This is a genomic window from candidate division WOR-3 bacterium, assembly GCA_039803925.1.
Taxonomy (GTDB): Bacteria; Hydrothermota; Hydrothermia; order Hydrothermales; family JAJRUZ01; genus JBCNVI01.
This window is the reverse complement of sequence record JBDRZL010000013.1, coordinates 14672-38187: the sequence shown is the minus strand read 5'-3', so window position 1 is coordinate 38187 and position 23516 is coordinate 14672. Positions and strand designations below refer to the sequence as shown.

The window sequence follows — 23516 nt, the reverse complement described above, 5'->3', positions numbered from 1 at the left end:
AGTAATTTGTAAAATTTGAATAAAATAAAATAAAATAATTTTATTGGTTCTAATCCTTGTAAAATATAATTTTTAAAAATGAACTTAGGCCAAATACTTGAAGAAATTGTTTTAAGAGTTGAAGGAGCAATTTATGCCTCCTGTGTTGGAAGTGATGGGATAGCTCTTTCACAGCATATCAAGGAAGCTCAATTTGACCCAGCTGTTGCTGATGCTGAAATCGCCAATATAATAGGTGTTGTCTCAAGAGCTGTAGATAGTATTGAAGGTGGAGAATTGAATGAAATATTATTTACAACAAAAAAATACACAGTTCTTGTTAGACCTGTCAATAATGAAGTTTACTTTCTTCTTGTTCTTTCAGGTACAATTCAAAATCTTGGATTAGCAAGGATTGAAGCGAAAAAAACTTTGTCCAAAATAAAAGAGATACTGGGTTAAAAGTAATTTTTTATAAAAAAATGAACCTTTGTTGATTGTAAACTCTCCTTGTAGGGAAAAGCAAAAGAAATTTTAAAATAAGTATTAAATTCAAATCCTGAGAATCCAAATCCATAACCAATTTTATTTATGTATTCCTCTGAAATTAACTTCATTTTTGAGTAATCATAAAAGAGAAAAAAAGAAAAATTTTTAAAGTTAATATAATTTTCTATAACAAAGGTAAAAAATAATTTTGCAATAAACTCCTCCTCTCTATACCCTCTTGGATATTTAAAACCACCTAAAAAGAAATACTCAGAAATAATAGTATCTTTTAAAAAATTTAAAAATCCAGAATAAATTTCAAAGGAAGAATAAAAATATCTCATAAAATTTTTCATTAAAATTAAATCAGTTATTGCTTTATGGGAGATACCTTTCCCCTTTAAAAGAATACCTCTTAATGAGAAAAAATATATGTTTGTTGGTAAAAAACTCTTTTCTCCAATAACAATTTCCGAACCACTGGAGCTAATAAATCTTGAAGTTTTCAGAAAGGGAATTTCTTCAAAATAGTCATATATTAGTGAAAATTTTACTCTCTCAAAAAAATAACTTATTTTTAAACCAAGATTTTCTTTGATATATAAAGAATCTCTCTGAAATAAATTATAATGGGGTGAAATTGAAATATCAAAATTAAAAATAAAAGGTTCTGTATACTTTACTTCAAAATCAGCTTTTCCTTCACTAAATCTTTCCCATCTTAAGAAGAAACTTCTTAAATCACCAAATATATTATTTATTTCCGTTTCAATCTTACCTGCAAAAGTTTTCCTTTTATTATCGTAAAGGAGAAAACTTTCAAAACTGTTTGAAGGTTTTTCGTGTATATCAAGATAAAGATAATTTAATCCTCCAAATTTTCTTAATTCAAAATTTCTCACATTTATAAAACCAAACCTTTTTAATTTCTCTTTACCTTTTTCAAAATCTTGTATATTAAAAGGTTTCTGTATTAAGTTGAAAAAATGTAAAAATATTTTCTTTTTGGTCTTTATATTTTTATCAAAAATGATATCATTAATAATGAAATAATTTAGGTCTGAAACATTTATAAAAATTTTTAAACCATCTTCATATTCCTCAAAACCAGTAAATCTTATCCTTGCATTAGGATAACCTTCTTTTAAAAAAAATAAAGAAAGTTCTTCTGTAAGTTTATCAAGATTTTCTTTACTTGCTTCTAAATTTTCAAATTTCTTTAAAATTTCTATACACTTTTTCTCAAGAAAAGGGGTAATTCCCTTTATTTCTATTTGTTTTATTGGTAAAACAAAAATCAAAGAAATAAATAAGGTTTCCAATTTTCATCAGGAATTTCTTCTTCTGAAAAAAGAATATGAAAGTAAGTGGGTTTTTTAGGTTTTTTTATCAATTTCATTCCAGCCTCCCTTGGAGTTTTGTTTCCCTTTTTTAAATTACATTCTTTACAACAGGTAACAAGGTTCTGCCATGTATCTCTACCTCCCCTATCTTTTGGAATAACATGATCAATTGTTAAATCATTACCTTTTTTTCCACAATACTGACAGGTATATTTATCCCTTCTCATAATGTTTCTTTTATTAATAGGCACATTGTAAGGTCTGTAGTTAACATATCTCTTTATTCTTATTACAGAAGGAACATTTATCTCAATATACTGGGATCTTATCTTTTTATTGTTTTTACTCACAACACATTCTGCTTTTTTTAGTAAAATAAGCACAATTGCTCTTTTAACAGAACAAAGAGAAAGAGGTTCGTAGTTTTGATTTAAGACAAGAACCTTTCCACTTAATATTTTTTTTGATTTAGTCGATACTAACGGGAAGGCGTTTCACCTCCACTTTATAATTTATGGGTTTTACTATATAATTTCCCAACCACTTTAAAGTATCAGAAAACTTTGCATTTATTACAATATTTTCTCCCTCGTAATAAACACCAACATCTTCTTGATTAAAATAAAATCTGCTTTGAGAAAGTTCTTCAAGAACTCTGTTTCTCACTTCTTCTATATCTTTATGCATTCTTGAAAATTTTGCAATTTCATTTAATTTTTCCTTTAAGGATAAGTATCCCATAAAGGAAAGAAAAGGCTCGTAGCCTCCATAGATGATAATAACTAAAAGGAGAACTATAATTAAAATTGACCTCAAAAGACCACCTCTTTTCATCCCTCATCAATACCCAGTTTAATCCTTTTTACTTTTTCCCATTTTTTACTCGTATAATCAACCATTTTTAAAGAATAATCTCTGTAAGGAGTATCACCAAGAGAGTAAATTCTTGAATACCAGGTTTTTGCTTTTTCCCAGAGGTCAAGAGCCTGGTCCCAATCTTTTTTCTCTTCTGAGTTTAAAGCAAGACCTTTGTAACTTTCGGCTATTACATAATATACTGCAGATAAAACTTCCTCAGATTTTGGTTGTAAATCAAGAGCTTTTTTACCTTCTATCAAAGATTTATTATAATCCTTTAACTCGTTATAAAGTAACGCCTTTCTAATATAAACACCCACACTTTTTGGATTCAAACTTTCAGCTTTATTGTAATCAGATAAGGCACTTTTATAATTATTGAGAGAGGCATAAGCAGTTCCCCTCATCAGATAATAAACATAATCATCAGGATTTTTCTTAATTAATTCATTTGCAATTTCAATTGCTTTTTTTGCTTCTCCCATCTGTATGTAAACTTTAAATGCACTTTCCATAACTGTCTCATCATTTGATAATTTTTCTATAGCTCTATTTGCGTATATAAGAGCCTCATTAAATCTTTTCTCTTCAACTAAAAAATTTAAATATTTTTTGAGTGCTTCAGGATTTTCAGGATTAATACTTAATATTTTTTTATAGTAAAATTCAGCACTATCCTTATTTATTTTTTCAAACAAACGGGCAACTACAAGAAGAACATTTAGATCACTTTTATCAATTTCATAGGACTTTTTATAAAAATATATACCCTTTTCATAATTTTTTAAATAAACACCATAAAGAAAACCAAGACCCTGATAGCCTCTTTTATCATTAGGAGAAATTTTTGTAGCTTCAAGAAAATTCTCTTTTGCTTTGAGTGTATCCTTCAAAGATAAATAAGCATTGCCAAGGGCAATATAAGCTTCAACAAAATAAGGGTCAAGTGCTTTTGCATCATTAAGTAAAGGAATTGCCTCATTATACCTTTCCTGATTGAGATAGGCACTTGCTCTTATATAAAGATGCCTTGCTTTAACTTTATCTTCTTCCCTTATATCTTGATTTTTAATCTTTTCCTGTGTTGCACAAAATATTGTAAAGATAATTGCCAAAATATTCATAATCTTTTTCATTTTTTTAAGATGGAGCCGGTGGGATTTGAACCCACGACCTGCAGACTGCCAGCCTGCCGCTCTCCCAGCTGAGCTACGGCCCCTTATTTAAAAGATAAAGTAAAAAAATATAAAAAATCAAGTTTTTTTAACAAAATCTATTAGCTTCTCAAAAATTCTTTTATAAGAAATTCCAAACTTATCAAATAACTCCTCAGGTTTTCCCGATTCTCCATAAGTATTTTCTATCGCTATAATTTTTATTGGAACAGGATTTCTTTCACTTAAAAAACTTGCAATTCTTGAACCAAGACCACCATCCTTTAAATGCTCTTCTACAACTACTATTTTTCCAACCTCTTTTGCTACCCTTAAAAGTGTTTCCTCATCAAGGGGCTTAATAAAGGGAGCATCAAAAATTAGAGCCTTTATTCCTTTCTCTTTTAATAAATCATGAGCCTTTAAACACTCAGCAACTGTCAAACCATAGGTAAAAATAGCAACATCCTCTCCATCTTCAAGCTTTATATATTTTCCCCACTTAAAGTTATTTCCATTTTCATAAATTATTGGAGCTTTAGGTCTCTGAGTTCTTACATATACTGGACCTTCTCTATTTGCCACCTCCCTTATAACCCACTGAGTATAAACTTCATCACAGGGAGCAATTACAGTAAAACCAGGAAATGTACACATAAGGGCTATGTCCTCTATACTCTGCTGTGTAAACCCATCTTCACCAACTGAAATTCCACCGTGAGATGACACAAATTTAACACTTAAATTACTTCCTGCAACTGAAATTTTTATCTGCTCATAAGCTTTATTAACCATAAAACATGCAAAAGAAGAGCAGAAAGGAATTTTCCCACACCTTGCAAGACCTGCTGCTGCTCCTACCATATTCGCCTCTGCTATACCAAAATTAAAAAATCTTTCAGGAAACCTTTCAGCAAAAAGATAAGTATGAGTTGACTTTGAAAGATCAGCATCAAGAACCACTATTTCTTCAATTTCCTCACCGAGTTTTAAAAGAGCCTCTCCGTAAGCTGCTCTTGTAGGTTTTCCCAATTTGAATTCTCTCATTTAAATTTCAGGATTCTCTTCACCAAGTTCAATTAAAGCCCTTATAGCCTCTTCTTTTGTTGGTGCCCTTCCATGAAACTCATTATTATTTTCCATAAAAGAAACTCCTTTACCCTTAATAGTATGGGCTATAACACACTGTGGTTTTTCAAAATTATTATTTTTTATTTCTAAAAAAACAGAACTTAACTCTTCAATTGAATGTCCGTCAACTTCAAAAACTTCCCACCCAAAACTTTCCCACTTTTCTTTCAAAGGTTCAATATCAAGTATCTTCTTAATTGGTCCATCAAGCTGAAATTTGTTATAATCCAAAATTACCGTTAAATTGGATAATTTGTGGAAACTTGCAAACATAGCTCCTTCCCAAACCTGGCCTTCTTCCATTTCTCCATCACCCATTATAACATAGACCCTATAATCTTTTTTATCTATCTTCCCCGCCAGTGCCATACCTATTCCTACAGATAAACCCTGACCAAGGGAACCAGAAGATATCTCAAGAATAGGAAATTTTCTTCTATCAGGGTGACCCTGAAGTGGCGAATTAATTTTTCTTAAGGTCCATAACATATGTTCAGGTATCCATCCAATCTCTGACCATACACTGTAAAGAGCAGGAACCCCATGTCCCTTTGAAAGAATAAGTCTATCCCTTAAAGGCCAGAAAGGATCCTCTTCCCTGTATCTCAATATACCCCCAAAATAAAGAGTAACAAGAATATCAACAATAGATAAGGAACCTCCAGGATGACCACTCCCTGCTTTATAAAGCATTTTGATTATCTTTCTCCGAACAATTAAAGACTTTTCAGTTAAGAGTTCTTTTAAGGTAATTTCCATAAACTCTATTTTAAGTTTCTTTAAAATATTTTTTCAATTTTAAATTATTTAGTAAAAAGATTAAGAGCAATAATCTCTGTTATATCCATAATTTCAAACTCTTCTGCATCTATTTCTTTTTTTCCATCCTCAAGCATTCTCAAACAGAAGGGACAGGAAACCAAAACATTTTTCACACCAAAATCCTTTATCTCCTTCATCCTAACCTGATTCACCTTTTTACCCTTTTTTGTTTCCATCCACATCCTTCCTCCCCCAGCTCCACAGCAAAAAGAAAATTCCCGAGAATTTTTAAGTTCTTTTAACCTTCCAAAAGTTTTTATTATTTTCCTTGGTTCATCAAAAATACCATTATGTCTCCCAAGATAGCAAGGATCATGAAAGGTATAATCTTTTTTATCAACTTTTAATTTTAAATTTCCTTTTTTAATAAAAGAATTCAAAAATTCTGATATATGAATAACTTCTTTTTTAAATCCAAAATCAGGATACTCATTTTTAAAAATATTAAAACAATGGGGGCAGTGTACAAGTATTTTATTGAAGTTATATTTTTTTAATATTTCAATGTTTGCCTCCACCATCATCTGAAATAAATACTCATTACCTGTCCTTCTCGCTGGATCACCATTACAAATTTCCTCATCCCCTAAAACAGCATAATCCACTTCAAGATGATTCAAAATTTTTATTACACTTCTTGCAATATTATTAAGTCTTTTATCAAAGGAAGAAGCACACCCAACAAAGTAAAGATACTCAAAATTATTTTTTTCTCTTGCAAGAGGAACATTTAATCCTTCCATCCATTTAATCCTCTCATCACTCCATAATCCCCACGGATTCTGCTTCTGTTCCATATTCTTGAAGAAAAAGGAAAGTTCTTCAGGAAATTTGCTTTCTGTAAGAACTTCACCTCTTCTCAGATTCAATATATATGGAATATGTTTTATATCAAGGGGACAGGCTTCCATACAGGCTCCACAAGTTGTACATGCCCATAAAGCTTCTTCTGAAATAACCGTGTTCTTTAATTTAATACCAGTATCTTCTCCCTTTAAAATCTTTTCTCCTTTTTCAAGGAGCAATTCCCTTGTATTCACAACAAGATATTTTGGAGAAAGGGAAGAACCGGAAGCATAAGCAGGGCAAAGATCTTGACATCTACCACACTCTATACAGGAAAAAGTATCAAACCTCTCTTTAAAAGAAATATCCTCTGGTTTTAAATAACCAAAAGAAACATCCTCCTTTTCAAAATCAATTTTTTCAATATAAGCATAGGAATTTAAGTCATAAAGAAAAACATTTATTATTCCATTTATAATATGAAAATGTTTTGAAAGCGGGATTAAATTTAAAAATAAAAATACAAGCACAAGATGTAAAAAATAATTGAATTTCCAGAATAAGATACTTTCAGGAACAAAATTTATAAAAATTAAGGAGAACCATTTTCCCTCAGAAACCCTTTCCTGAATTTTTATTCCTGTTGCACTTTCAAAAAGATAGGTTACCATTAAGGTAAAAATTAAAAGCAATATAAGAAAAGACTCAAACTGTGGACCCTTTTTTGCTTTACCATAAAGAATAACTTCATTAGAAGGTTTTGGATTTGTTATTCCTTCTGGTTTAAAAAGAAATCTTCTTACAAAAAATCCAATCACTCCAATTATAACAAAAAGAGCAAAAAGATCAAGTAAGAAACGGTAAAAAGAAAAGAATTTAAGTTCAAGTATAGAAGGTAAACCGAAAATAGAAAGTATCATATCAAGAGTTGAAAGTAAAAAAACAAAGAAGCCCCAGAAAATAAAGGCATGAAAAATACCTGGAAGAGGTCTCTGTTTTACAAGAACATACTGGGTAAAAACAAGAGTTAAAACCCTTTTAATTCCCCTTTTGAAGTTTATTTCCGGTTTTTTAGAACCTTTAAGAACTATCCTGTATCTATATAAAAGAGTTCTAATAAAAAGGTAAATTGAGCCCACAAAAAAAATTAAAAATAATATTCTTTCAATTATTGAAAATTTCATAATTTATTTTAAGTAAACCAGAAGAAAAATATAAAATATAATATGTTAGATTCAAAAATTTTTATCCCAGTTTATTTAAAAACTTATGAGGAAGGTAAAATTAAAGAAAAATTTGAAAAAGCTCTGAGTTTACTTGATAAACCCTGTAAGGTATGTCCGAGAAATTGTAAAGTAAAAAGAATTTCAAATGAAAAAGGGGTATGTAAAATTGGAAGGTATGCAGTTGTATCTTCTTTTTTTGCCCATTTTGGTGAGGAGGATGTTTTAAGAGGATGGAACGGTTCAGGAACAATATTTTTTTCCGGTTGTAATTTAAAATGTGTCTTCTGTCAAAACTATGATATTTCACAAAACATTTCAGGTTATGAAGTAAAACCAAAGGAACTTGCAAAAATTATGATTTATCTGCAAGAAAAGGGTTGTCACAATATTAACTTCGTTACACCAGAACATGTTGTGCCTCAGATAATGGAGGCTATTTTATATGCAATTGAAATGGGACTAAAAATTCCCATTGTTTACAATACAAGTTCTTATGATTCAGAGGAATCCCTTGAAATAATGGATGGAATTGTTGATATATATATGCCAGATTTTAAATTCTGGGAAAAGGAAAGCTCAAGAAAATATTCCCTTGCACCTGATTATCCAGAGGTTGCAAAAAAATCTATTAAAGAAATGCATAAACAGGTAGGTGATTTAATTGTTGATGAAAATGGTCTTGCAAAAAGAGGTATTCTTTTAAGACATCTTGTTATGCCCAATTTAGTTGAGGAAAGTAAGAAGATACTTAAATGGATTAAAGAGGAAATTTCAGAAAATACCTTTATAAATATAATGGCTCAATACAGACCTGAATATAAGGCAAAAAATTACAAGGAAATTTCAAGAAGACCTACACTAAGAGAATTTTTTGAAGTTATTGAATATGCAAGAGAAATAGGACTTAAAAGAATTGATCCAAGAAGCATAGAAAGTGCAAAATATTTTCTTGAAATATGAATTTTCTTTTAAAAATAATTCCCTATTATTTTAATAAACAGAGAATAAATTTACAGATTCATTATTCTCTTTTGACAACCGGAGGATTTTTACTTGGTGTTATAAGGGAAAATATTTCTCTTCTGGAAATTAACTTTTTAAAATTAATTCTTTCTGTAATAACAATACTTATTGCTTTTTACTCTTCACTTGTATTTAACGATATAGAAGACTTTGAAGGTGACAAAATTAACTTTAAAATAACACCTCTTACTGCAGAAATAGTTGATAAGAAAACTTATTTAAAATATGGAATTTTGTTTTTGTTTCTTTCCATTTTTTTATCCTTTTTTTTAAATATTTATTTTTTTTTAAATATCCTTATACTTCATATAATTCAGATTATTTATACTTTTCCGCCTTTCAGACTTAAAAGGTTTTACCCCATTTCAATTTTTCTATTGTCACTCGCAGCACTATTTTCAATACTTTCAGGATTTTCAGTTATAGAAGGTTCAGAATTTTTAAAAAAATTTCCAGTAAAACTTTACCTCATATTTATCCTTGCCTTTCCCTTTGCCATGAACTTCAGGGATGTTCTTGACCTTAAGGGAGATAAAATTCAGGGAATAAAAACTCTTGCTGTGATAGTTGGAGAAAAAAGAGCACCTATTTTTGCTGGTATATCACTTTTCACAACTTATATCTTAGTTGCTCTAATTCTCTTTAAGATTATTTTTTTTCTCCTCTCTGTGATTGCAGGAACACTATGCATTATTTTCTCACTTAGAAAAAAATTTGATGAAACACCCTTTTTTACCATTTACTTTTCTTATCTCATTATTTTTATATTTGTAATCTATTTTAAACCTAACTATATCTTTTAAACTTTTCTATTTAAAATTTATCTTTAGAGAAATATGATGGGTAAAAATAGAGGCAGAAGGTGAAAGTGCATAATCAATTCCAAAATTTGGATAATTTATTCCAAAACCATATCTAAAAGCCTCTAATAAACCGTAATCAAAATCCGTCTTAAGACCAAATCTCAAATCAAGTATATTCTTAATTAAATAAGAGAATCCAAAAGTTAAATATGGAGTATTATCAGAAGAAAAAACAAAATCTGAAACAATATTAAAACTCTTTTTTCCATAAGAAAACCCAACTCTTGAAACAATAGGTAAAGAAAAGGACTCATTAATGAACTTAACACCTTGACCAAGATTTTGTAAAGAAAAACCAATCTTTATATAGGGGTTATCTTTAAATATATATTTAGTTCCAAGGCTAAAAATTATTGAACCTGAAGAATTTTTATCAATTTTCTCATAAGGATAACCAAGAACAAAACCAAAACTTAATCTTTCAGTAAAACTCCTTGAAATTCCTAAAGAAAACTCAAAATCATATGCAGAAAAATTGAAAGTCTTATAACCAAAACTATCTCTTCCTTCAAAGCTTCCATAACTTAGATAAATTAAAGAAATACCAAAATTGAAATAAGGAGTTCTCCCTGCCAAAACAAGAGAGTTATCCTTTATACCAGCCCATAAAATAGAACTGTAAAAAGAAAAATTAAATTTGGAAACCTCAGAAAGGATTGCAGGATTTGAATGAAAACTCAAAGCATCAGAAGAAGTAGCACAAGTTTCACCAAGTGCTATATCCTTTGCATTTCTTATGTTTTTTAAAAAAACAAAGGAATTACTCCCGGGTTCAAACAAATTAATTAATATGAAAAAAACTATACCTTTCATAGTTTCACCTCACTATAGCAATTTTACCAATTTTTTTTCTTTTGTTTTTATCTGTTATTGAGTAAATATAAATACCAGAAGCTACATTTCCATCCCATCTTGCAGAACCATCTCCATCTGATTTAAGTTCCTTTATTTTATTTCCATTAACATCAAAAATAACAATTTCTGAATTGGGGGAAAGATTTGTAAAACTTATATGAGAATGACCCTCTGAAGGCTTAAAAGGATTTGGGTAAACAAAAGCTTCGGAAAGATCAGACTTTGCTTTTCCACCTTTAATTATTACCTTTATACTGTCCTCAACAACCGCTGAATCTCTATCTATGCCACTAATATAAATAGTCCCATAATAGATTCCATAAGGACTTTCATCTCTTATAAAACCTCTTAAAATAACCTCAAATTTTTCACCAACTCTCAGAGTATCTGGAAATTTATTATATACAAAAACTTTAGAATATCCACCTTTAGGACCATTTAAAATAAGAGTATCTGCTCTTAAATTAAATATACTTCTCTTTGAAGGACCATCAATGGGGTCAGGATTAAAAAGAGAATCTGTATTTGCAATTAAAATTTTCTTTTCCACATAAAGGTCTGAAGGAACTTCACCAAAAAAAAGGGTGTCATTTTTTGCATCAAAAGTATCACCATGAATATCAAGATCAGAAAGAGATATAATAACTTTTCCCCTTATAAAGTAAATATCTCCGAGAGGATCTTCCTTTAAATCCTGCCATACAAGAAAGAAATTAGTAAAACCTTTAATAGTATCAACAAAAAGGGAAGGAGGGTAAAAAGCATTACCGAAATTGGCGTTAGTTGTCCCTGTAAATGTAGTATCAAACTCAAAAACAAGTTGTGCCTTGCTGAAACTTTGGGTTGTATCAGAAAAAGCACTCATTAAAACAGAATAGTGATCAAGAGCAATTAGATTGGAATGCCAGGCACAAACACCTTTCCCATTAGGTCCAATAAAGAAAATAGGTCTAAAGTTACTCGGACCGGAGGAAATATCAACTCTTATATTTTGAGAAAAGGAATCCAATCTAATTCTCTTTGCAAAATAAATATGAGGTTCTCCATCTGGAAAGCCCCTTGAGTCTTCCCATACAACAAAAACATCACCAGAACTTGTCACAGTTATTGAGGGTTGACCTCTATAAGCCTCAAATCCCGGATTATCAACAACAAAAACATCTTGAGGAAGAAAAGTATTACCAAAATCTTTTGAAATATTATAACTTATATCAGGATGAGGATCCTGGTTATTTCCAGAATTACCTCTTGCCCATACTATATGAACGAAGCCGGAATCATCAACTGCAATATTGGGGTGTCTATTCACATTTGTAGGATTTTTATCAACTTCTCCAAGATCAGTAAAACTTAAGCCACCATCATCTGATCTTGCAATTCTTATTCTTATCAAACCGGTTCTGTCATCTGCCCAAACAACATAGATTCTATTTTCATTTTTTGGGTCTATACAAATTTTGGGTTGTGGACCAAAATTAATATTTGAAAAAGTGCTGTAATATACCTTTACACCAGGAAGGGTATCAGGTGTAGTAAAAGTATTTCCCTTATCAGAGGATCTTGTAAAATAAACTTTACCAACACCAGCTTTAACACTTTGAAAGACCACATATATTTTACCTGAAGGGGAAACACTCATCCAGGGGAAATAATCGTCTCTATTTAAATCAGGACTTATCAGCTTATTTACTGACCATGTTCTTCCAAAATCCTGTGATTTAGAAAAATAAATTTCTTTTAATCCATCCTTATCCCTATCATCTTCAAAAACAACATATATGGTTGTATCTATGTTGGAATAATAAACGAAAGGTCTTGATTGATAAGCACTTCCTGTATCATCATTAACCTTTGACTTATATAAAAACTTAAGAGTGCCTCCTAAAAATTGAAAGAATAAAAAAACTGAAAATATCTTTATCATAAATTTATTTTAAACTAAAAATTTGCTTTTGGCAAATTATATTTACTTGCAATATCAATTAACTTCTTTTTATTTTCTTCACCCATTTTTCCAAGAGGAAATCTAAATTCCTCCTCAATCCAGCCAAGATATGAAAGTAAAGTTTTAACAGGTAAGGGATTTGTTTCAATAAATAAAGCATTCATCAAAGGTAAAGCATCAAAATGCATCTTTCTTGCCTCCTCTATATTACCCTTTTCAAAAAGATTGATCATCTTTTTTAAATAACCTGGATTAATATTTGAATAAACAGAAATAATTCCCTCATAACCAAGGGATAAAAGTGGAAAAGTCCAGGAATCATCTCCTGAAAGAAGAGAGATTTTACCCTTAAATAATTTAGCGAGATCCATCATCTGATCAAGATTCTTTGATGCCTCTTTAATTCCTGCAATATTTTCAGGAACCTTTTCATAAATTTTTAAAATAGTTTCAGGTAAAATATTTACACCTGTCCTTCCAGGAACATTGTAAATTATGATCTTCGCACCTGTATTTTTTGCAAGAAAAACAAAGTAATCAATAAGGTTACTCTGAGTGGGTTTGTTATAATAGGGAATTACAACAAGATGATAATTAATACCAATATCAAGAGCCATTTCAGAATAAAGAAGTGTTTTCTTTCCATCATTTGTCCCAACACCTGCTATTAATTTCATTTTATTTTTTATTTTTTCCTTAGCAAAATTTAAAAGTTCCTTTCTTTCTTCTTTATCTACTGTTGGGGATTCACCTGTTGTTCCAAGAATAACTATTCCATCAGTTTCTCTTTCCATATGTAAATCTAACAGTTTTCCGAAAGAATCAAGGTCAATTTTATCCCTTTTAAAGGGTGTAACAATTGCACATATTTCTCCTTTTATTTTATCATTCATAATATGATTTTAATGAAATTTTTTAAAAAGGTTCAATTCCTTTATAAAATGAAAAATAATCATGATTAAGTTATTAATAATCTCATATTTTTTTTATCACTTTTCTCCTTCCCTTTCTACAAGAAGTAAATCAATTTTAAATAATCCTGCTGGACTTTCCTTTGAAAAAGGAACAGAATTTTTCTATAGCTTAAAGGAAGAAAGATTCTCCTATTTTGAAAGAGAAAAATTTTACCACTTGTTTGGAATGAGTATGGAGAATTTTGGCTTTTCTTTTGCACTTCTGGATAAAAATAAGATATATAAAATGGGGACAGGAATACCTCTCAGTGAAAAATTATCCTTTGGAATCTCTTATACCTTTGGAGACATTGAAAAATACTATACTTTGGGACTTATGGCAAGACCTTTTTCTTTTTTATCTCTCGGCGCAAAAGGTGATTTCTTTAAAAGTGAAAATGAATATTTAATGGGATTTGCTTTAAAACCCTTAACAGATAGATTAACTTTTTCAGCTGATATGAAAATAAAAGGTGATAGCATTTATTCTTACTTTTTTTCCTTTTCAATGGAACCTGTTTCTGGTTTAATTTTTAACTCAAAGATAGAAACATCATCTAAATTTTATAAAGAGGGCACAAGATACTTTTTTGGTTTAGAACTATCCTTTGGTCAGGGATTACTCTCCTATTCAATGGATAAAGAAGACGAAATAAGGAATTATACATTTTTAACTTCAAAGGAATTTTATCCCAAATTCTTTTCTTATAAAAATAGATGGCTGTATATAAGATTAAAAGATGAATATTCAGAGGAAAGGGAAGAGATTGGATTTTTAAGATTAAAATTAAAACCTTCCTTTTATGACCTTTTAAAAACTTTTGAAAGGGTATACCAAGATAAGGAAATTGAAGGAATTATTATACATTTTGAAAATCCTTACTTTTCATCTGCACAGGCTGAAGAATTAAGAAGATTGATTAAAAAAATTTCAGAAAAAAAACATACAGTTGCCTATGGAGAAAATCTTGATGAAAGGAATTATTACATTGCAAGTGCCTGTGATAAGATTATTATCCCCAATGAAGGTTCAATAATACTTACAGGTCCATATGTTGAAAAAATTTACTTAAAAAAATTTTTTGAAAAAATAGGGATTAAGGCACAGATTGAAAGGATAGCTGAGTATAAATCAGCAGCAGAACCTCTAATAAGGGAAAATATAAGTAAAGAGGACAGCTTACAGAGTTATCATTTTATAAGGAGAATACTTGAAAAAGAAGTTAAGGAAATAAGTGAATCAAGAAATATTAAAGAAGATACTTTATTAAAACTTATGGAAAATGAATCTTATTTTAACTCAGAGGATGCCTTGAAGTATTCTCTTATAGATACATTTGCCTTTGAAAATGAACTTGAAGATATTATAAAAAAATGGTTCAATAAAAAGAAAATTAAAAAAATTTCTGAAAAAACTTTAAGTGAAGAAAAATATTTAAAGAGAGAATTTGTTGATACAAGACCCAAAATAGCCCTTTTAACTCTTGAAGGTTCAATTATTGAAGGTGAAAGTGGAAAAAATCCTCTTCCTTTTATTGGTGGTAAAATGCTTGGCTCAAAAACGGTTCAGGAGATCCTTTCAAAAATAGAAAAAGATAAAAGTATCAAAGCACTTGTAATAAGAGTAAATTCACCTGGTGGTTCAGCCCTTGCTTCAGAAATAATATGGAATGCAATTAAAAGGGTAAAAAGTAAAAAACCTGTAGTTGTGTCAATGGGGGGGCTTGCAGCTTCAGGTGGATATTATATCTCCTGTCCAGCTCACTATATTTTTGCCAACTATACAACACTCACAGGTTCAATAGGTATTCTGGGTGGTAAACTTGTCTTTGGTGATATGTTTGAAAAAATTGGAATAACAAGTAGCAGGGTAAAAACCTTAAAACATTCTGATGCTTTTTCCATTTTAAGACCATGGGAGGAGGAAGAACTTGAAAAATTTAGAAAAGAACTGGAATGGGGATATAGAAACTTTTTAAAGAGAGTTTCAATTTCAAGAAATCTTAGCGAATCATATGTAGATTCCATTGGAAGAGGAAGGATATGGTCAGGCTATGATGCAAAAAATGTTAGAATTGTTGATGAGATAGGTGGAATTTTTGAGGCAATTGAAAAAGCTAAAGAACTCGCAAAAATAAAAGGTGATGTTAAAATTTTAATTTTTCCAGAAAAAAAATTCTTAAAAAGTTTTTATCTTTCAGAAATAACCTTTAAATCTCCTTTGAATTATTTACTAAACAATGAGTATATTTATTATGAGACTATTAAATTGAAATAAAGAAAAACTATAACTATAAATATAACATCAAAAGGAGGGACTAAATGAAAAAGAAACCTATTATTTTAATTTTCTTAATAATAATAGTAACAACAGCATATATTTTATTTCCTAAAGGTAAAATAAATTATTCATCAGGAAGAGTAGAGGCAACTGAAATTGAACTTTCAACAAAATATGCAGGAAAAGTTTTAAAAATATATAAAAGAGAAGGAGAAAAGGTAGAAAAAGGTGAAATTCTTCTTGAGATTGATGCGAGAGAACTAAAAGTTTTAAAAGAAGAAATAAATGATAAACTGAATGCTTTACAATTTGAAAAAAAATCTTTTGAAATTGAAATTGAAAACTTAAAGGAAGACTTAGAAAAAACCAAAAAACTTATGGAAATAGGGGCACTTTCAGAAAGAGAATATGAAAAAATGAAAACAAAGTATAACTCACTTTTGTATAAAATTAAATCAGTAGAAGAGAATATTGAATCAATCAAAAAAAACCTGGAAAGGCTATCTATTCAAGAAGAAGAGTATATAATAAAGTCACCTGTTAAGGGAATAATAATAGAAAAAAATATTGAAGTTGGTGAATTAACAAAACCTGGCTTTCCCCTTTTCAGAATTGCAAATCTTGATACTCTTTTTGTTTATGCTTATTTACCCCAAAAAGAATTATATGATTTAAACTTGTCAAAAACTGTAAAGATTATACCCCATACAGATAAAAAAATAGAGTTTACTGGTAAAGTTGTGTGGATTTCAGAAGAAGCAGAATTTACTCCTAAAAATGTTATAACACCTGATGAAAAAGCTTTACTTGTTTTCAAGTTTAAGATTAAAGTTATTAATAGAGATAACCTTCTAAAACCAGGAATGACTGTTTCTGTCTATTATAAATAAAATGGAAAATACTTTAATCCTCGAATTAAAAAACATCAAAAAAAAATTCAAAGATGATGAAATTTTAAAAGGAATAAATCTTACATTAAAAGAGAAAGAAATTCTTGCAATTACAGGACCTGATGGATCTGGAAAAAGTGTTTTATTAAAAATTATTGCAGGACTTTTGAAACCTGATGAGGGAGAAATAATTTTTTTAGGAAATGATTTATTAAAAGAAAGAGAAAAATTCAAGGATAAAATATGTTACTCCTCAGAAAGTTTTTCCCTTTATCCAGACCTCACTGTAGAAGAAACAATGTATTTTTTTGGAGAAATATATGAAGATAAAAAAAGAATAGAAGAAAGAATTCAGAAAATTCTTGAATTAACTGAATTAAAGGAAAAAAAGAAAAACAAAGTGAAAGAACTTTCAGGAGGTATGCAGAAAAAACTTTCCCTTGCTACTTTACTTATATATAGACCAAAGCTTTTATTACTTGATGAACCAACAAGAGGAATTGATCCGGTTTCAAGATCAAAATTATGGAACCTTTTTCATAAATTGAAAGAAAATGGAATATCAATAATAATAACAACCCCGTATATTCTTGAAACAAAAAGAGCAGATAGATTTTTTTTACTCAAAGAGGGTTATCTGCAGGAAGATTTAGAAGAGGAAGAATTTGAAAAGAAAAACTTTTATATTCTAAATAAAAAGGAAAAAATTATAAGGGTAAAAAACCTAACAAAAAAATTTGGAAATTTTATTGCTGTTAAAAATTTAAGTTTTGAAATAGAAAGAGGGGAAATTTTTGCCCTTTTAGGTCCAAATGGAGCTGGGAAAACAACCACTCTTAAAATGCTCCTCGGGATTATTAATCCAACAGAAGGTGAAATTGAAATTTTCGGAGAAAAATTGAGTGAGGAAAATATAAGAAAAATAAGAAAAAATATAGGTTACCTATCCCAGAAGTTTTCTCTTTATCCTGATTTAACCCTTTATCAGAATTTAAAATTTTATTCGGGGTTATATGAAGTTCAAAAGGAAAAAGAAAGAATAGAAGAACTAATTGAACTTCTTAAAATAGGTAATTGGAGGAATAATTTAGCAAGTGAATTGCCTTTAGGAGTAAAACAGAGATTATCCCTTGCTTGCGCTATAATAAACAGTCCGCCTTTACTTTTTCTTGATGAGCCCACTTCTGGAATGGGTCTTGAGACAAGAAAAGAATTCTGGGAAATTTTAAGTAATTTAAAGGAGAAAGAGACTACGATGATATTAACTACTCATTATATGGATGAGGCTGAATACTGTGATAGAATTTTACTTATTGATAAAGGAGAAAATAAAGCCCTTGACTTGCCTTTCAATTTAAAGAAAAAATTTCTTGAGGAGTATAAAATTTACGAGATAAAAGTAGAAAAGGTTTTGGAATTTGAAAATTTAATAGAAAAGGAGGAAGAAGTTATCTTCACAAGGACAAAAAATGGATTTAAAATTTTTTCAAGAAAAGAAGAGAAAATTTTAGAAATAGTAAAAAAAATAGAAGAAAGCGGAATAAAAATTATAAATTTTGAAAAAAGTGAACCGGATCTTGAAGAAGTTTTCTATGCAAAAGTGTTGAGTTAAAAATGAAAAATATAAAAAATTCTTTAAGAAAAATTAAATCAATTGCATATAAGGAAATCCTGCATATTATAAGAGATATAAGAACTTTAACCCTTTCTATAATAATTCCTGTTTTTTTACTTATAATTTTTGGCTATGCAATCAGACTTGATATTCAAAATGTAAGTTTGAGCTTCCTTGATTTTAAAAAGGATTATTTTACAAGGGAGTTAAAGGAAACCTTAAAAAATTCTAATGTATTTTCAAGAATATTTAATGAATATGATTTTAAAGAAGATAAATTTTTGAAAAATGAAATAAAAGGAAAACTTTTTATACCCCGCAATTTAAAAGAAATTGTCATCATTATAGATGGTTCTGATCCAACATTATTTTCAACCCTTTCAGGTTATATGATAAGAATGCTTTTAGAAAAAGAAAATATTTTTGATTTGAGATATAAAATTCTCTTCAATCCTGAATTAAAAAGTGAAATTTTTATTGTCCCTGGAATTATAGCAATTATTCTTGTTGTTATCTCAGCTGTTCTTGTAGCAATAAGTATAAGTAAAGAATACGAAACCGGAAGTTTTTATACACTTTTCACCTTACCATTAAAACCCTATGAAATAATAATTGGTAAAGTTATTCCCTATATTTTAATAGGTCTTGCTCAATTTACCCTTGTTCTTATTTTTGGTAAAATACTATTTAACATCCCCTTAAGAGGTAATTTTTTATTTCTTTATTTATCCACTATAATTTATATTCTTTCAGGTCTTAGTATAGGAATAATAGTTTCAACTAAATTTAAAAAAACACAGACTGCGCTACAAGTAACATGGTTAACAACAATATTACCTTCCTTTTTATTATCTGGATTTATTTTCCCAATTGAAAATATTCCATCTTTATTAAGAATTCTGACATATTTTGTTCCTGCAAGATATTTTCTTGAGCTTTTAAGAGCTAATCTTTTAAGAAATAGTGAAATCTTTTATATGCTTGATGAGCTTTTCTTTCTTATTTTTTTATCTTTTATCTTAATTTTTATAGCTTTAAAATCTATAAAAAAAGAAATATTAACATGAAAAGACTTTTATTTTTTATTGAAAAGGAATTTGTCCAGGTTATGAGAGATAAAAGAACAAGGTTTATTGTATTTGCGGCACCGATAATACAGCTTATAGTTTTTGGTTATGTAATATCCACTGATGTAAGGAATGTAAAAACAGGAGTACTGGATTACTGTAACAAAAGTATATCAAGAGATTTCATATATTCCCTAACATCTTCTTCTTTTTTTAAAATTGTAAAAATTTATAAGGATCCTTATGATATGGAAAAGGATTTTAAAAATGGCAGAATTGATTTTGGTATCATAATAAAAGAGAATTTTAATAAAGAAATAAGAAAAGAGAGAAATTTTGAAGTTTTTGCTCTTTTTGATGGTTCAAGAGCATGGAGTACTCAGATTATTCTGGGTTATTTTACAAATTTTCTTTATCAAAAATTAAGGAAAAATGAAGTGGAACCCAAAATTATTATTCTTTATAATCCTGAAGGCAAGTCAAGTAACTATATGGTTGAGGCAGTAATAGCAATGGTGCTTCTTATAACTTCAATGATTTTAACTAGTATTTCTGTTGCAAGGGAAAAGGAAATGGAAACAATTGAACTTTTATCTATAAGCCCTATTTCTCATATTGAATTTGTTCTCGGTAAAATTTTACCTTATACATTTTTAGGCTTAATTAATGTAACTATTGTTTTTATTTTCTCCCTTATAATTTTTAAGTTACCTTTTCGTGGAAATTTAATTCTTTTATATTCAGGAACCTTTCTTTTCCTATTACTTATCCTTGGAATAGGACTTTTATCTTCAATAATTTCTGAAACTCAGGCACAGGCAATGATGCAAGCAGTTTTTTTTGTTTTACCCATGCTTGTGCTTTCAGGATTTTTTTATCCAATAGAATCAATGTCTTTAATTTTCAGAATAATTGCCTATTTAAATCCTCTGACACATTTTTTGATAATATTAAGGAGTATATTTTTAAAGGGTTCAGGTTTTTTTGAATTAAAAATTAACTTTTTAGTTATGGGGACACTTTCCATTTTAATATTTACTTATGCTTTTATTAAATCAAAAAGTTTACTTTTGGGAAAATAATGATATCTCTCTATGTGGAATTTTTCTCATTAACAAATTTAAAGGAAAATAAATACCCATTTATTTTATCAAACTTTGAAGAGGAATATAAATATTTTAAAAAAGTTAAAAACAAGATTCTTCTCTTTGACATATTTAATGAACCAATTGTAATTAGCGAAGAAAAAAAAGAAAAAAATTTAATCCTTGAAATTAAAAAAGGAATAGAGTTAAAAACTTTCCAATTCATAAATTTACTTATTAATGCAGGTTATAAAGAATATGATAAAGTTTATTCAGAAAGGGAATTTGCAAGAAGGGGTTATATTATTGATGTTTTTTTTGAAGAATCAGAACTCCCTTTAAGAATAGAATTATTCGGTGATTTTATCGAAGATTTAAGATTTTTTGACCCAGTAACTCAGAAGAGTGTTGAAAAAAAGGAGGTGCTTTATATTTATATTCCAGAAAAATTTCAAAATTTCTTTTCAAATCTTTTAAGACCATTAGATTTTTATTATATAAGTGAAAGGGATTTTTTAGATAAAAAAATAAGCCAATTGCCGAAATTTAAAAAATTTAGTGATTTTATTGAGTTTATAAAAAATAAAAACAAAAAAATAATATATGTCGCAGACAATACAATCAGATACTCCTATTTAAAAAAATTAATAAATAATATTGAGTTTTTAAAGGGGAACATTTCAGAAAGTTTTGAAATTCTCGATGAAGGAAAAATAATAATATCTGAAAGGGAACTTTATCCTTCTATAAAAACTTCTCAAAAATTTCCGCTCCCCTTCAGAGAAGAGGAATTTTTTGAAATAAATCCTGGTGATACTGTTATTTATGAAGAAGAAGGTATATGTTCAATTAAAGGATTTAAAAGAATTAAAAGTGAAGAAAAGGAAATAGAAAATATAGAACTCATTTTTAAAGATAATCAAAAACTTTTTGTTCCTTTCTGGGAAATTTATAAAATAGAAAGGTATTTTGGAAAAAGTAAATTTACAGATTATTCAAAAAATTTATGGGCAAAAAATTTTTTAAAAACAAAAATTGAAATCCATGAATTTGCAAAAAAAATTTTAACCCTAACAGCAAGAAGAAAAGTATTAAAGGGAATTTCATTTAAACTAAATGAGGAGGAAGAAAAAATTTTAAATGAGATTATATTAAGTTTTCCTTATATAGAAACAGAAGACCAGAAAAGAGCATGGGAAGAAACGAAAAGGGATTTAGAATCAGATAAAAGGATGGATAGATTAATAATAGGAGATTCAGGTTTTGGTAAAACTGAAATTGCTTTAAGGGCTCTTGCAATGTGTGCTTTAAAGGGATACCAGGGACTTTTATTAGCACCAACAACGCCTCTTGTTTTACAGCATTACAGGAATTTTTCTGAAAGATTAAAAGATTTTCCAATAAATGTTAGAATGTTATCAAGACTTGTTACAAAAAATGAAGAAAGAGAAATTCTTGAAGATTTAAGAGAAGGTAAAATTGATATTTTAATTAGCACTCACAGGGCACTTTCTGAAGATGTAAAATTTAAAAAACTCGGCCTTCTTGTCATAGATGAAGAACAGAGATTTGGAGTAGAACATAAGGAAAAATTAAGACTTTTAAGGGAGGAACTTGATACTTTAATTATTTCTGCAACTCCAATTCCCAGAACTCTTGCTTTATCAATTTACAACATCCTTGAAATTTCAAGAATAAGAACACCACCAAAAGGAAGAAAGGAAACAGAAATAATAATAACAAATTACTCAATCGATAAAGTAAGAGAAGCTATTGAAAGAGAGCTTGAAAGGAACGGACAAATTATTTATGTAAGAAATAGAATTTTACCTTTAAAGGAAATAAAAGAGAAAATTAAATCACTTTTTCCAGATGTAAGATGTGAAATATTGCACGGTAAAATGGATAAAGAGGAAATAGAAAATACTTTAATTTCTTTTATCTTGGGGGAAATAAAAATTTTAATAACAACAAGTATTCTTGAAACAGGAATGGATTTTGAAAATGTCAATACCTTAATAATTGAAAGACCTGATTTATTCGGACTCTCAGAACTTTATGCTTTAAAAGGAAGAGTTGGAAGGAGGGATAGGAAATCCTATGTTTATCTTTTATTACCACATAAATTAAGTGAAAGAGCAAGAGAGAGAATAAAAATATTAAAGAGATACAATTATCCTGGCTCTGGAGAAAAGGTGGCTTTAAAAGACCTTGAAATGAGAGGACCTGGTGAATTTTTTGGAAAAAAGCAAAAGGGATTTATAAAAAAATTGGGTATAAATTTTTATATAAAACTACTTGAAGAAGAGATAAAGAAATTAAAGGGAGAGAAAGTTATAAAAATAATTCCAAAGATAATTTCTTATACTTCCTTATGTTTTCCTTCAAATATGGAAGATGAGGATAAACTTCATATTTCAAGAAGTCTATTTACTGCTGAATCAGAAGAAGAAATAAATTTAATAATAGAAGAATACAAAGATAGATTTGGGAAACCTGATAAAAATATGGAAAAAATCTTTTTACTTGCTAAAAAATTTTTAGAAGCAAAAATTAAGGGTAAAAGTAAGGTTAAAGTTTTTGAGAATCTGATATTTATAGAATAGATTTTATATCTTTTAAAAAGGGAAGGTTTTTGTCCTTTTCTGAAAGTATGGGATTTTTTATGGGCCAGGTAATATCTAAGTCAGGGTCATCCCATCTAATCCCCGCATCAAGTTCTTTATAATATTCTTCAGATACCTTATAAAGTAAAATTGCATAATCACTTAAAACACAGAAACCATGTGCAAATCCTTTCGGTATATAAAGCATATTCTTGTTTTCTTCTGAAAGAATAACAGATGCCCATTTGCCGAAGGTTTTAGAATCTTTTCTTAAATCACAGGCAACATCAAAGATTTCTCCCTTTATACATCTTACAAGTTTTGCTTGTTCCTTGGGTTTTCTTTGAAAATGAAGTCCCCGTAAAGTGTTTTTTACTGAATAGGAAATGTTATCCTGCTTAAATTTTTCTTTAATACCCCAATTTTTAAATTCTGACTCCTTATAACTTTCAAAAAAGTATCCTCTTATATCAGGAAAACTTTTTGTTTTTATAAGAACAAGACCATCTATTTCAAGTTCTTCAAAATCAAAGGGCATTTTGAAA

The 23516-nt window shown here is 28.9% G+C and carries 20 protein-coding genes and 1 tRNA gene; 9 read left to right on the top strand and 12 right to left on the bottom strand.

The genetic code is table 11. The annotated features are described in order from the left end of the window. Positions 1-78: 78 nt before the first annotated feature. The gene (locus tag ABIN17_06395) at positions 79-441 is read left to right on the top strand and encodes a hypothetical protein (GenBank protein MEO0284679.1); all 363 of its coding nucleotides are present in this window, start codon (positions 79-81) and stop codon (positions 439-441) included. Here the strand turns inward: ABIN17_06395 and ABIN17_06390 are convergent. From ABIN17_06390 to ABIN17_06355, 8 genes are all read right to left on the bottom strand, one after another. Further along, on the bottom strand, positions 438-1769 hold the full coding sequence (locus ABIN17_06390) for a hypothetical protein (GenBank protein MEO0284678.1): 1332 nt from the start codon (positions 1767-1769) through the stop codon (positions 438-440). The two genes, ABIN17_06395 and ABIN17_06390, sit on opposite strands and share 4 nt — an antisense overlap. After that, on the bottom strand, positions 1766-2194 hold the full coding sequence (locus ABIN17_06385; protein ID MEO0284677.1) for an HNH endonuclease: 429 nt from the start codon (positions 2192-2194) through the stop codon (positions 1766-1768). The genes ABIN17_06390 and ABIN17_06385 overlap by 4 nt, the downstream gene beginning before the upstream one ends. Before the next feature lie 85 nt (positions 2195-2279). Then, the gene (locus ABIN17_06380) at positions 2280-2645 is read right to left on the bottom strand and encodes a hypothetical protein (protein ID MEO0284676.1); all 366 of its coding nucleotides are present in this window, start codon (positions 2643-2645) and stop codon (positions 2280-2282) included. Continuing rightward, on the bottom strand, positions 2642-3805 hold the full coding sequence (locus ABIN17_06375) for a tetratricopeptide repeat protein (protein ID MEO0284675.1): 1164 nt from the start codon (positions 3803-3805) through the stop codon (positions 2642-2644). Before ABIN17_06375 ends, ABIN17_06380 begins: the two co-directional genes overlap by 4 nt. A gap of 10 nt (positions 3806-3815) precedes the next feature. After that, positions 3816-3888 (bottom strand) — tRNA-Ala (locus ABIN17_06370). 34 nt (positions 3889-3922) lie between these two features. Continuing rightward, entirely contained in the window at positions 3923-4870 is a 948-nt protein-coding gene (locus tag ABIN17_06365; GenBank protein MEO0284674.1) for a transketolase C-terminal domain-containing protein, read from the bottom strand. Then, positions 4871-5713, bottom strand: coding sequence for a transketolase (locus tag ABIN17_06360; GenBank protein ID MEO0284673.1), 843 nt, complete (start codon positions 5711-5713; stop codon positions 4871-4873). It abuts the gene before it with no gap. A 44-nt stretch (positions 5714-5757) separates the two neighbouring features. Further along, a complete protein-coding gene (locus ABIN17_06355; protein ID MEO0284672.1) occupies positions 5758-7746 on the bottom strand; it encodes a 4Fe-4S dicluster domain-containing protein in 1989 nt (662 codons plus the stop codon). A 42-nt stretch (positions 7747-7788) separates the two neighbouring features. Here ABIN17_06355 and ABIN17_06350 point away from each other — a divergent pair, with 42 nt between their 5' ends. Both ABIN17_06350 and ABIN17_06345 read left to right on the top strand, forming a co-directional pair. Then, positions 7789-8748 carry a radical SAM protein gene (locus tag ABIN17_06350; GenBank protein MEO0284671.1) on the top strand — a complete coding sequence of 320 codons (960 nt, stop codon included), beginning with the start codon at positions 7789-7791 and terminating at the stop codon, positions 8746-8748. Further along, positions 8745-9614 (top strand): UbiA family prenyltransferase, encoded by an 870-nt coding sequence (locus ABIN17_06345; GenBank protein MEO0284670.1) that lies wholly within the window; start codon positions 8745-8747, stop codon positions 9612-9614. The genes ABIN17_06350 and ABIN17_06345 overlap by 4 nt, the downstream gene beginning before the upstream one ends. Before the next feature lie 6 nt (positions 9615-9620). Here the strand turns inward: ABIN17_06345 and ABIN17_06340 are convergent, their stop codons facing one another. Genes ABIN17_06340 through dapA form a run of 3 tightly spaced genes read right to left on the bottom strand, consistent with a single transcriptional unit; the run spans position 9621 to position 13367 of the window. Beyond that, positions 9621-10487, bottom strand: a complete 867-nt coding sequence (locus tag ABIN17_06340) for a PorV/PorQ family protein (GenBank protein MEO0284669.1) — start codon at positions 10485-10487, stop codon at positions 9621-9623. Between the two features lie 4 nt (positions 10488-10491). Then, on the bottom strand, positions 10492-12453 hold the full coding sequence (locus ABIN17_06335) for a T9SS type A sorting domain-containing protein (GenBank protein MEO0284668.1): 1962 nt from the start codon (positions 12451-12453) through the stop codon (positions 10492-10494). A gap of 14 nt (positions 12454-12467) precedes the next feature. Continuing rightward, the gene (gene dapA / locus ABIN17_06330; protein ID MEO0284667.1) at positions 12468-13367 is read right to left on the bottom strand and encodes a 4-hydroxy-tetrahydrodipicolinate synthase; all 900 of its coding nucleotides are present in this window, start codon (positions 13365-13367) and stop codon (positions 12468-12470) included. Between the two features lie 61 nt (positions 13368-13428). On the opposite strand from dapA, the gene sppA reads away from it, so the two are divergent. Genes sppA through ABIN17_06300 form a run of 6 tightly spaced genes read left to right on the top strand, consistent with a single transcriptional unit; the run spans position 13429 to position 22971 of the window. Continuing rightward, the gene (gene sppA / locus ABIN17_06325) at positions 13429-15705 is read left to right on the top strand and encodes a signal peptide peptidase SppA (protein ID MEO0284666.1); all 2277 of its coding nucleotides are present in this window, start codon (positions 13429-13431) and stop codon (positions 15703-15705) included. A 44-nt stretch (positions 15706-15749) separates the two neighbouring features. After that, positions 15750-16598, top strand: a complete 849-nt coding sequence (locus ABIN17_06320; GenBank protein ID MEO0284665.1) for an efflux RND transporter periplasmic adaptor subunit — start codon at positions 15750-15752, stop codon at positions 16596-16598. 1 nt (position 16599) lies between these two features. Then, a complete protein-coding gene (locus ABIN17_06315; protein ID MEO0284664.1) occupies positions 16600-18210 on the top strand; it encodes an ATP-binding cassette domain-containing protein in 1611 nt (536 codons plus the stop codon). Between the two features lie 2 nt (positions 18211-18212). Then, positions 18213-19280 carry an ABC transporter permease gene (locus tag ABIN17_06310; protein MEO0284663.1) on the top strand — a complete coding sequence of 356 codons (1068 nt, stop codon included), beginning with the start codon at positions 18213-18215 and terminating at the stop codon, positions 19278-19280. Continuing rightward, entirely contained in the window at positions 19277-20362 is a 1086-nt protein-coding gene (locus ABIN17_06305; protein MEO0284662.1) for an ABC transporter permease, read from the top strand. Before ABIN17_06310 ends, ABIN17_06305 begins: the two co-directional genes overlap by 4 nt. Continuing rightward, positions 20362-22971 (top strand): DEAD/DEAH box helicase, encoded by a 2610-nt coding sequence (locus ABIN17_06300; GenBank protein ID MEO0284661.1) that lies wholly within the window; start codon positions 20362-20364, stop codon positions 22969-22971. The genes ABIN17_06305 and ABIN17_06300 overlap by 1 nt, the downstream gene beginning before the upstream one ends. On the opposite strand, the gene rfbC is transcribed toward ABIN17_06300, so the two are convergent. After that, positions 22961-23509 carry a dTDP-4-dehydrorhamnose 3,5-epimerase gene (rfbC, locus tag ABIN17_06295; protein MEO0284660.1) on the bottom strand — a complete coding sequence of 183 codons (549 nt, stop codon included), beginning with the start codon at positions 23507-23509 and terminating at the stop codon, positions 22961-22963. The genes ABIN17_06300 and rfbC overlap by 11 nt on opposite strands. Positions 23510-23516: the final 7 nt, after the last annotated feature.

Coding starts and splice junctions, on each gene's coding strand:
- ABIN17_06395 (MEO0284679.1), top strand. CDS start 79: ATGAACTTAGGCCAAATACTTGAAGAAATTGTTTTAAGAGTTGAAGGA.
- ABIN17_06380 (MEO0284676.1), bottom strand. CDS start 2,645: ATGAAAAGAGGTGGTCTTTTGAGGTCAATTTTAATTATAGTTCTCCTT.
- ABIN17_06375 (MEO0284675.1), bottom strand. CDS start 3,805: ATGAAAAAGATTATGAATATTTTGGCAATTATCTTTACAATATTTTGT.
- ABIN17_06365 (MEO0284674.1), bottom strand. CDS start 4,870: ATGAGAGAATTCAAATTGGGAAAACCTACAAGAGCAGCTTACGGAGAG.
- ABIN17_06360 (MEO0284673.1), bottom strand. CDS start 5,713: ATGGAAATTACCTTAAAAGAACTCTTAACTGAAAAGTCTTTAATTGTT.
- ABIN17_06355 (MEO0284672.1), bottom strand. CDS start 7,746: ATGAAATTTTCAATAATTGAAAGAATATTATTTTTAATTTTTTTTGTG.
- ABIN17_06350 (MEO0284671.1), top strand. CDS start 7,789: ATGTTAGATTCAAAAATTTTTATCCCAGTTTATTTAAAAACTTATGAG.
- ABIN17_06345 (MEO0284670.1), top strand. CDS start 8,745: ATGAATTTTCTTTTAAAAATAATTCCCTATTATTTTAATAAACAGAGA.
- ABIN17_06340 (MEO0284669.1), bottom strand. CDS start 10,487: ATGAAAGGTATAGTTTTTTTCATATTAATTAATTTGTTTGAACCCGGG.
- ABIN17_06335 (MEO0284668.1), bottom strand. CDS start 12,453: ATGATAAAGATATTTTCAGTTTTTTTATTCTTTCAATTTTTAGGAGGC.
- dapA (MEO0284667.1), bottom strand. CDS start 13,367: ATGAATGATAAAATAAAAGGAGAAATATGTGCAATTGTTACACCCTTT.
- sppA (MEO0284666.1), top strand. CDS start 13,429: ATGATTAAGTTATTAATAATCTCATATTTTTTTTATCACTTTTCTCCT.
- ABIN17_06320 (MEO0284665.1), top strand. CDS start 15,750: ATGAAAAAGAAACCTATTATTTTAATTTTCTTAATAATAATAGTAACA.
- ABIN17_06315 (MEO0284664.1), top strand. CDS start 16,600: ATGGAAAATACTTTAATCCTCGAATTAAAAAACATCAAAAAAAAATTC.
- ABIN17_06310 (MEO0284663.1), top strand. CDS start 18,213: ATGAAAAATATAAAAAATTCTTTAAGAAAAATTAAATCAATTGCATAT.
- ABIN17_06305 (MEO0284662.1), top strand. CDS start 19,277: ATGAAAAGACTTTTATTTTTTATTGAAAAGGAATTTGTCCAGGTTATG.
- ABIN17_06300 (MEO0284661.1), top strand. CDS start 20,362: ATGATATCTCTCTATGTGGAATTTTTCTCATTAACAAATTTAAAGGAA.
- rfbC (MEO0284660.1), bottom strand. CDS start 23,509: ATGCCCTTTGATTTTGAAGAACTTGAAATAGATGGTCTTGTTCTTATA.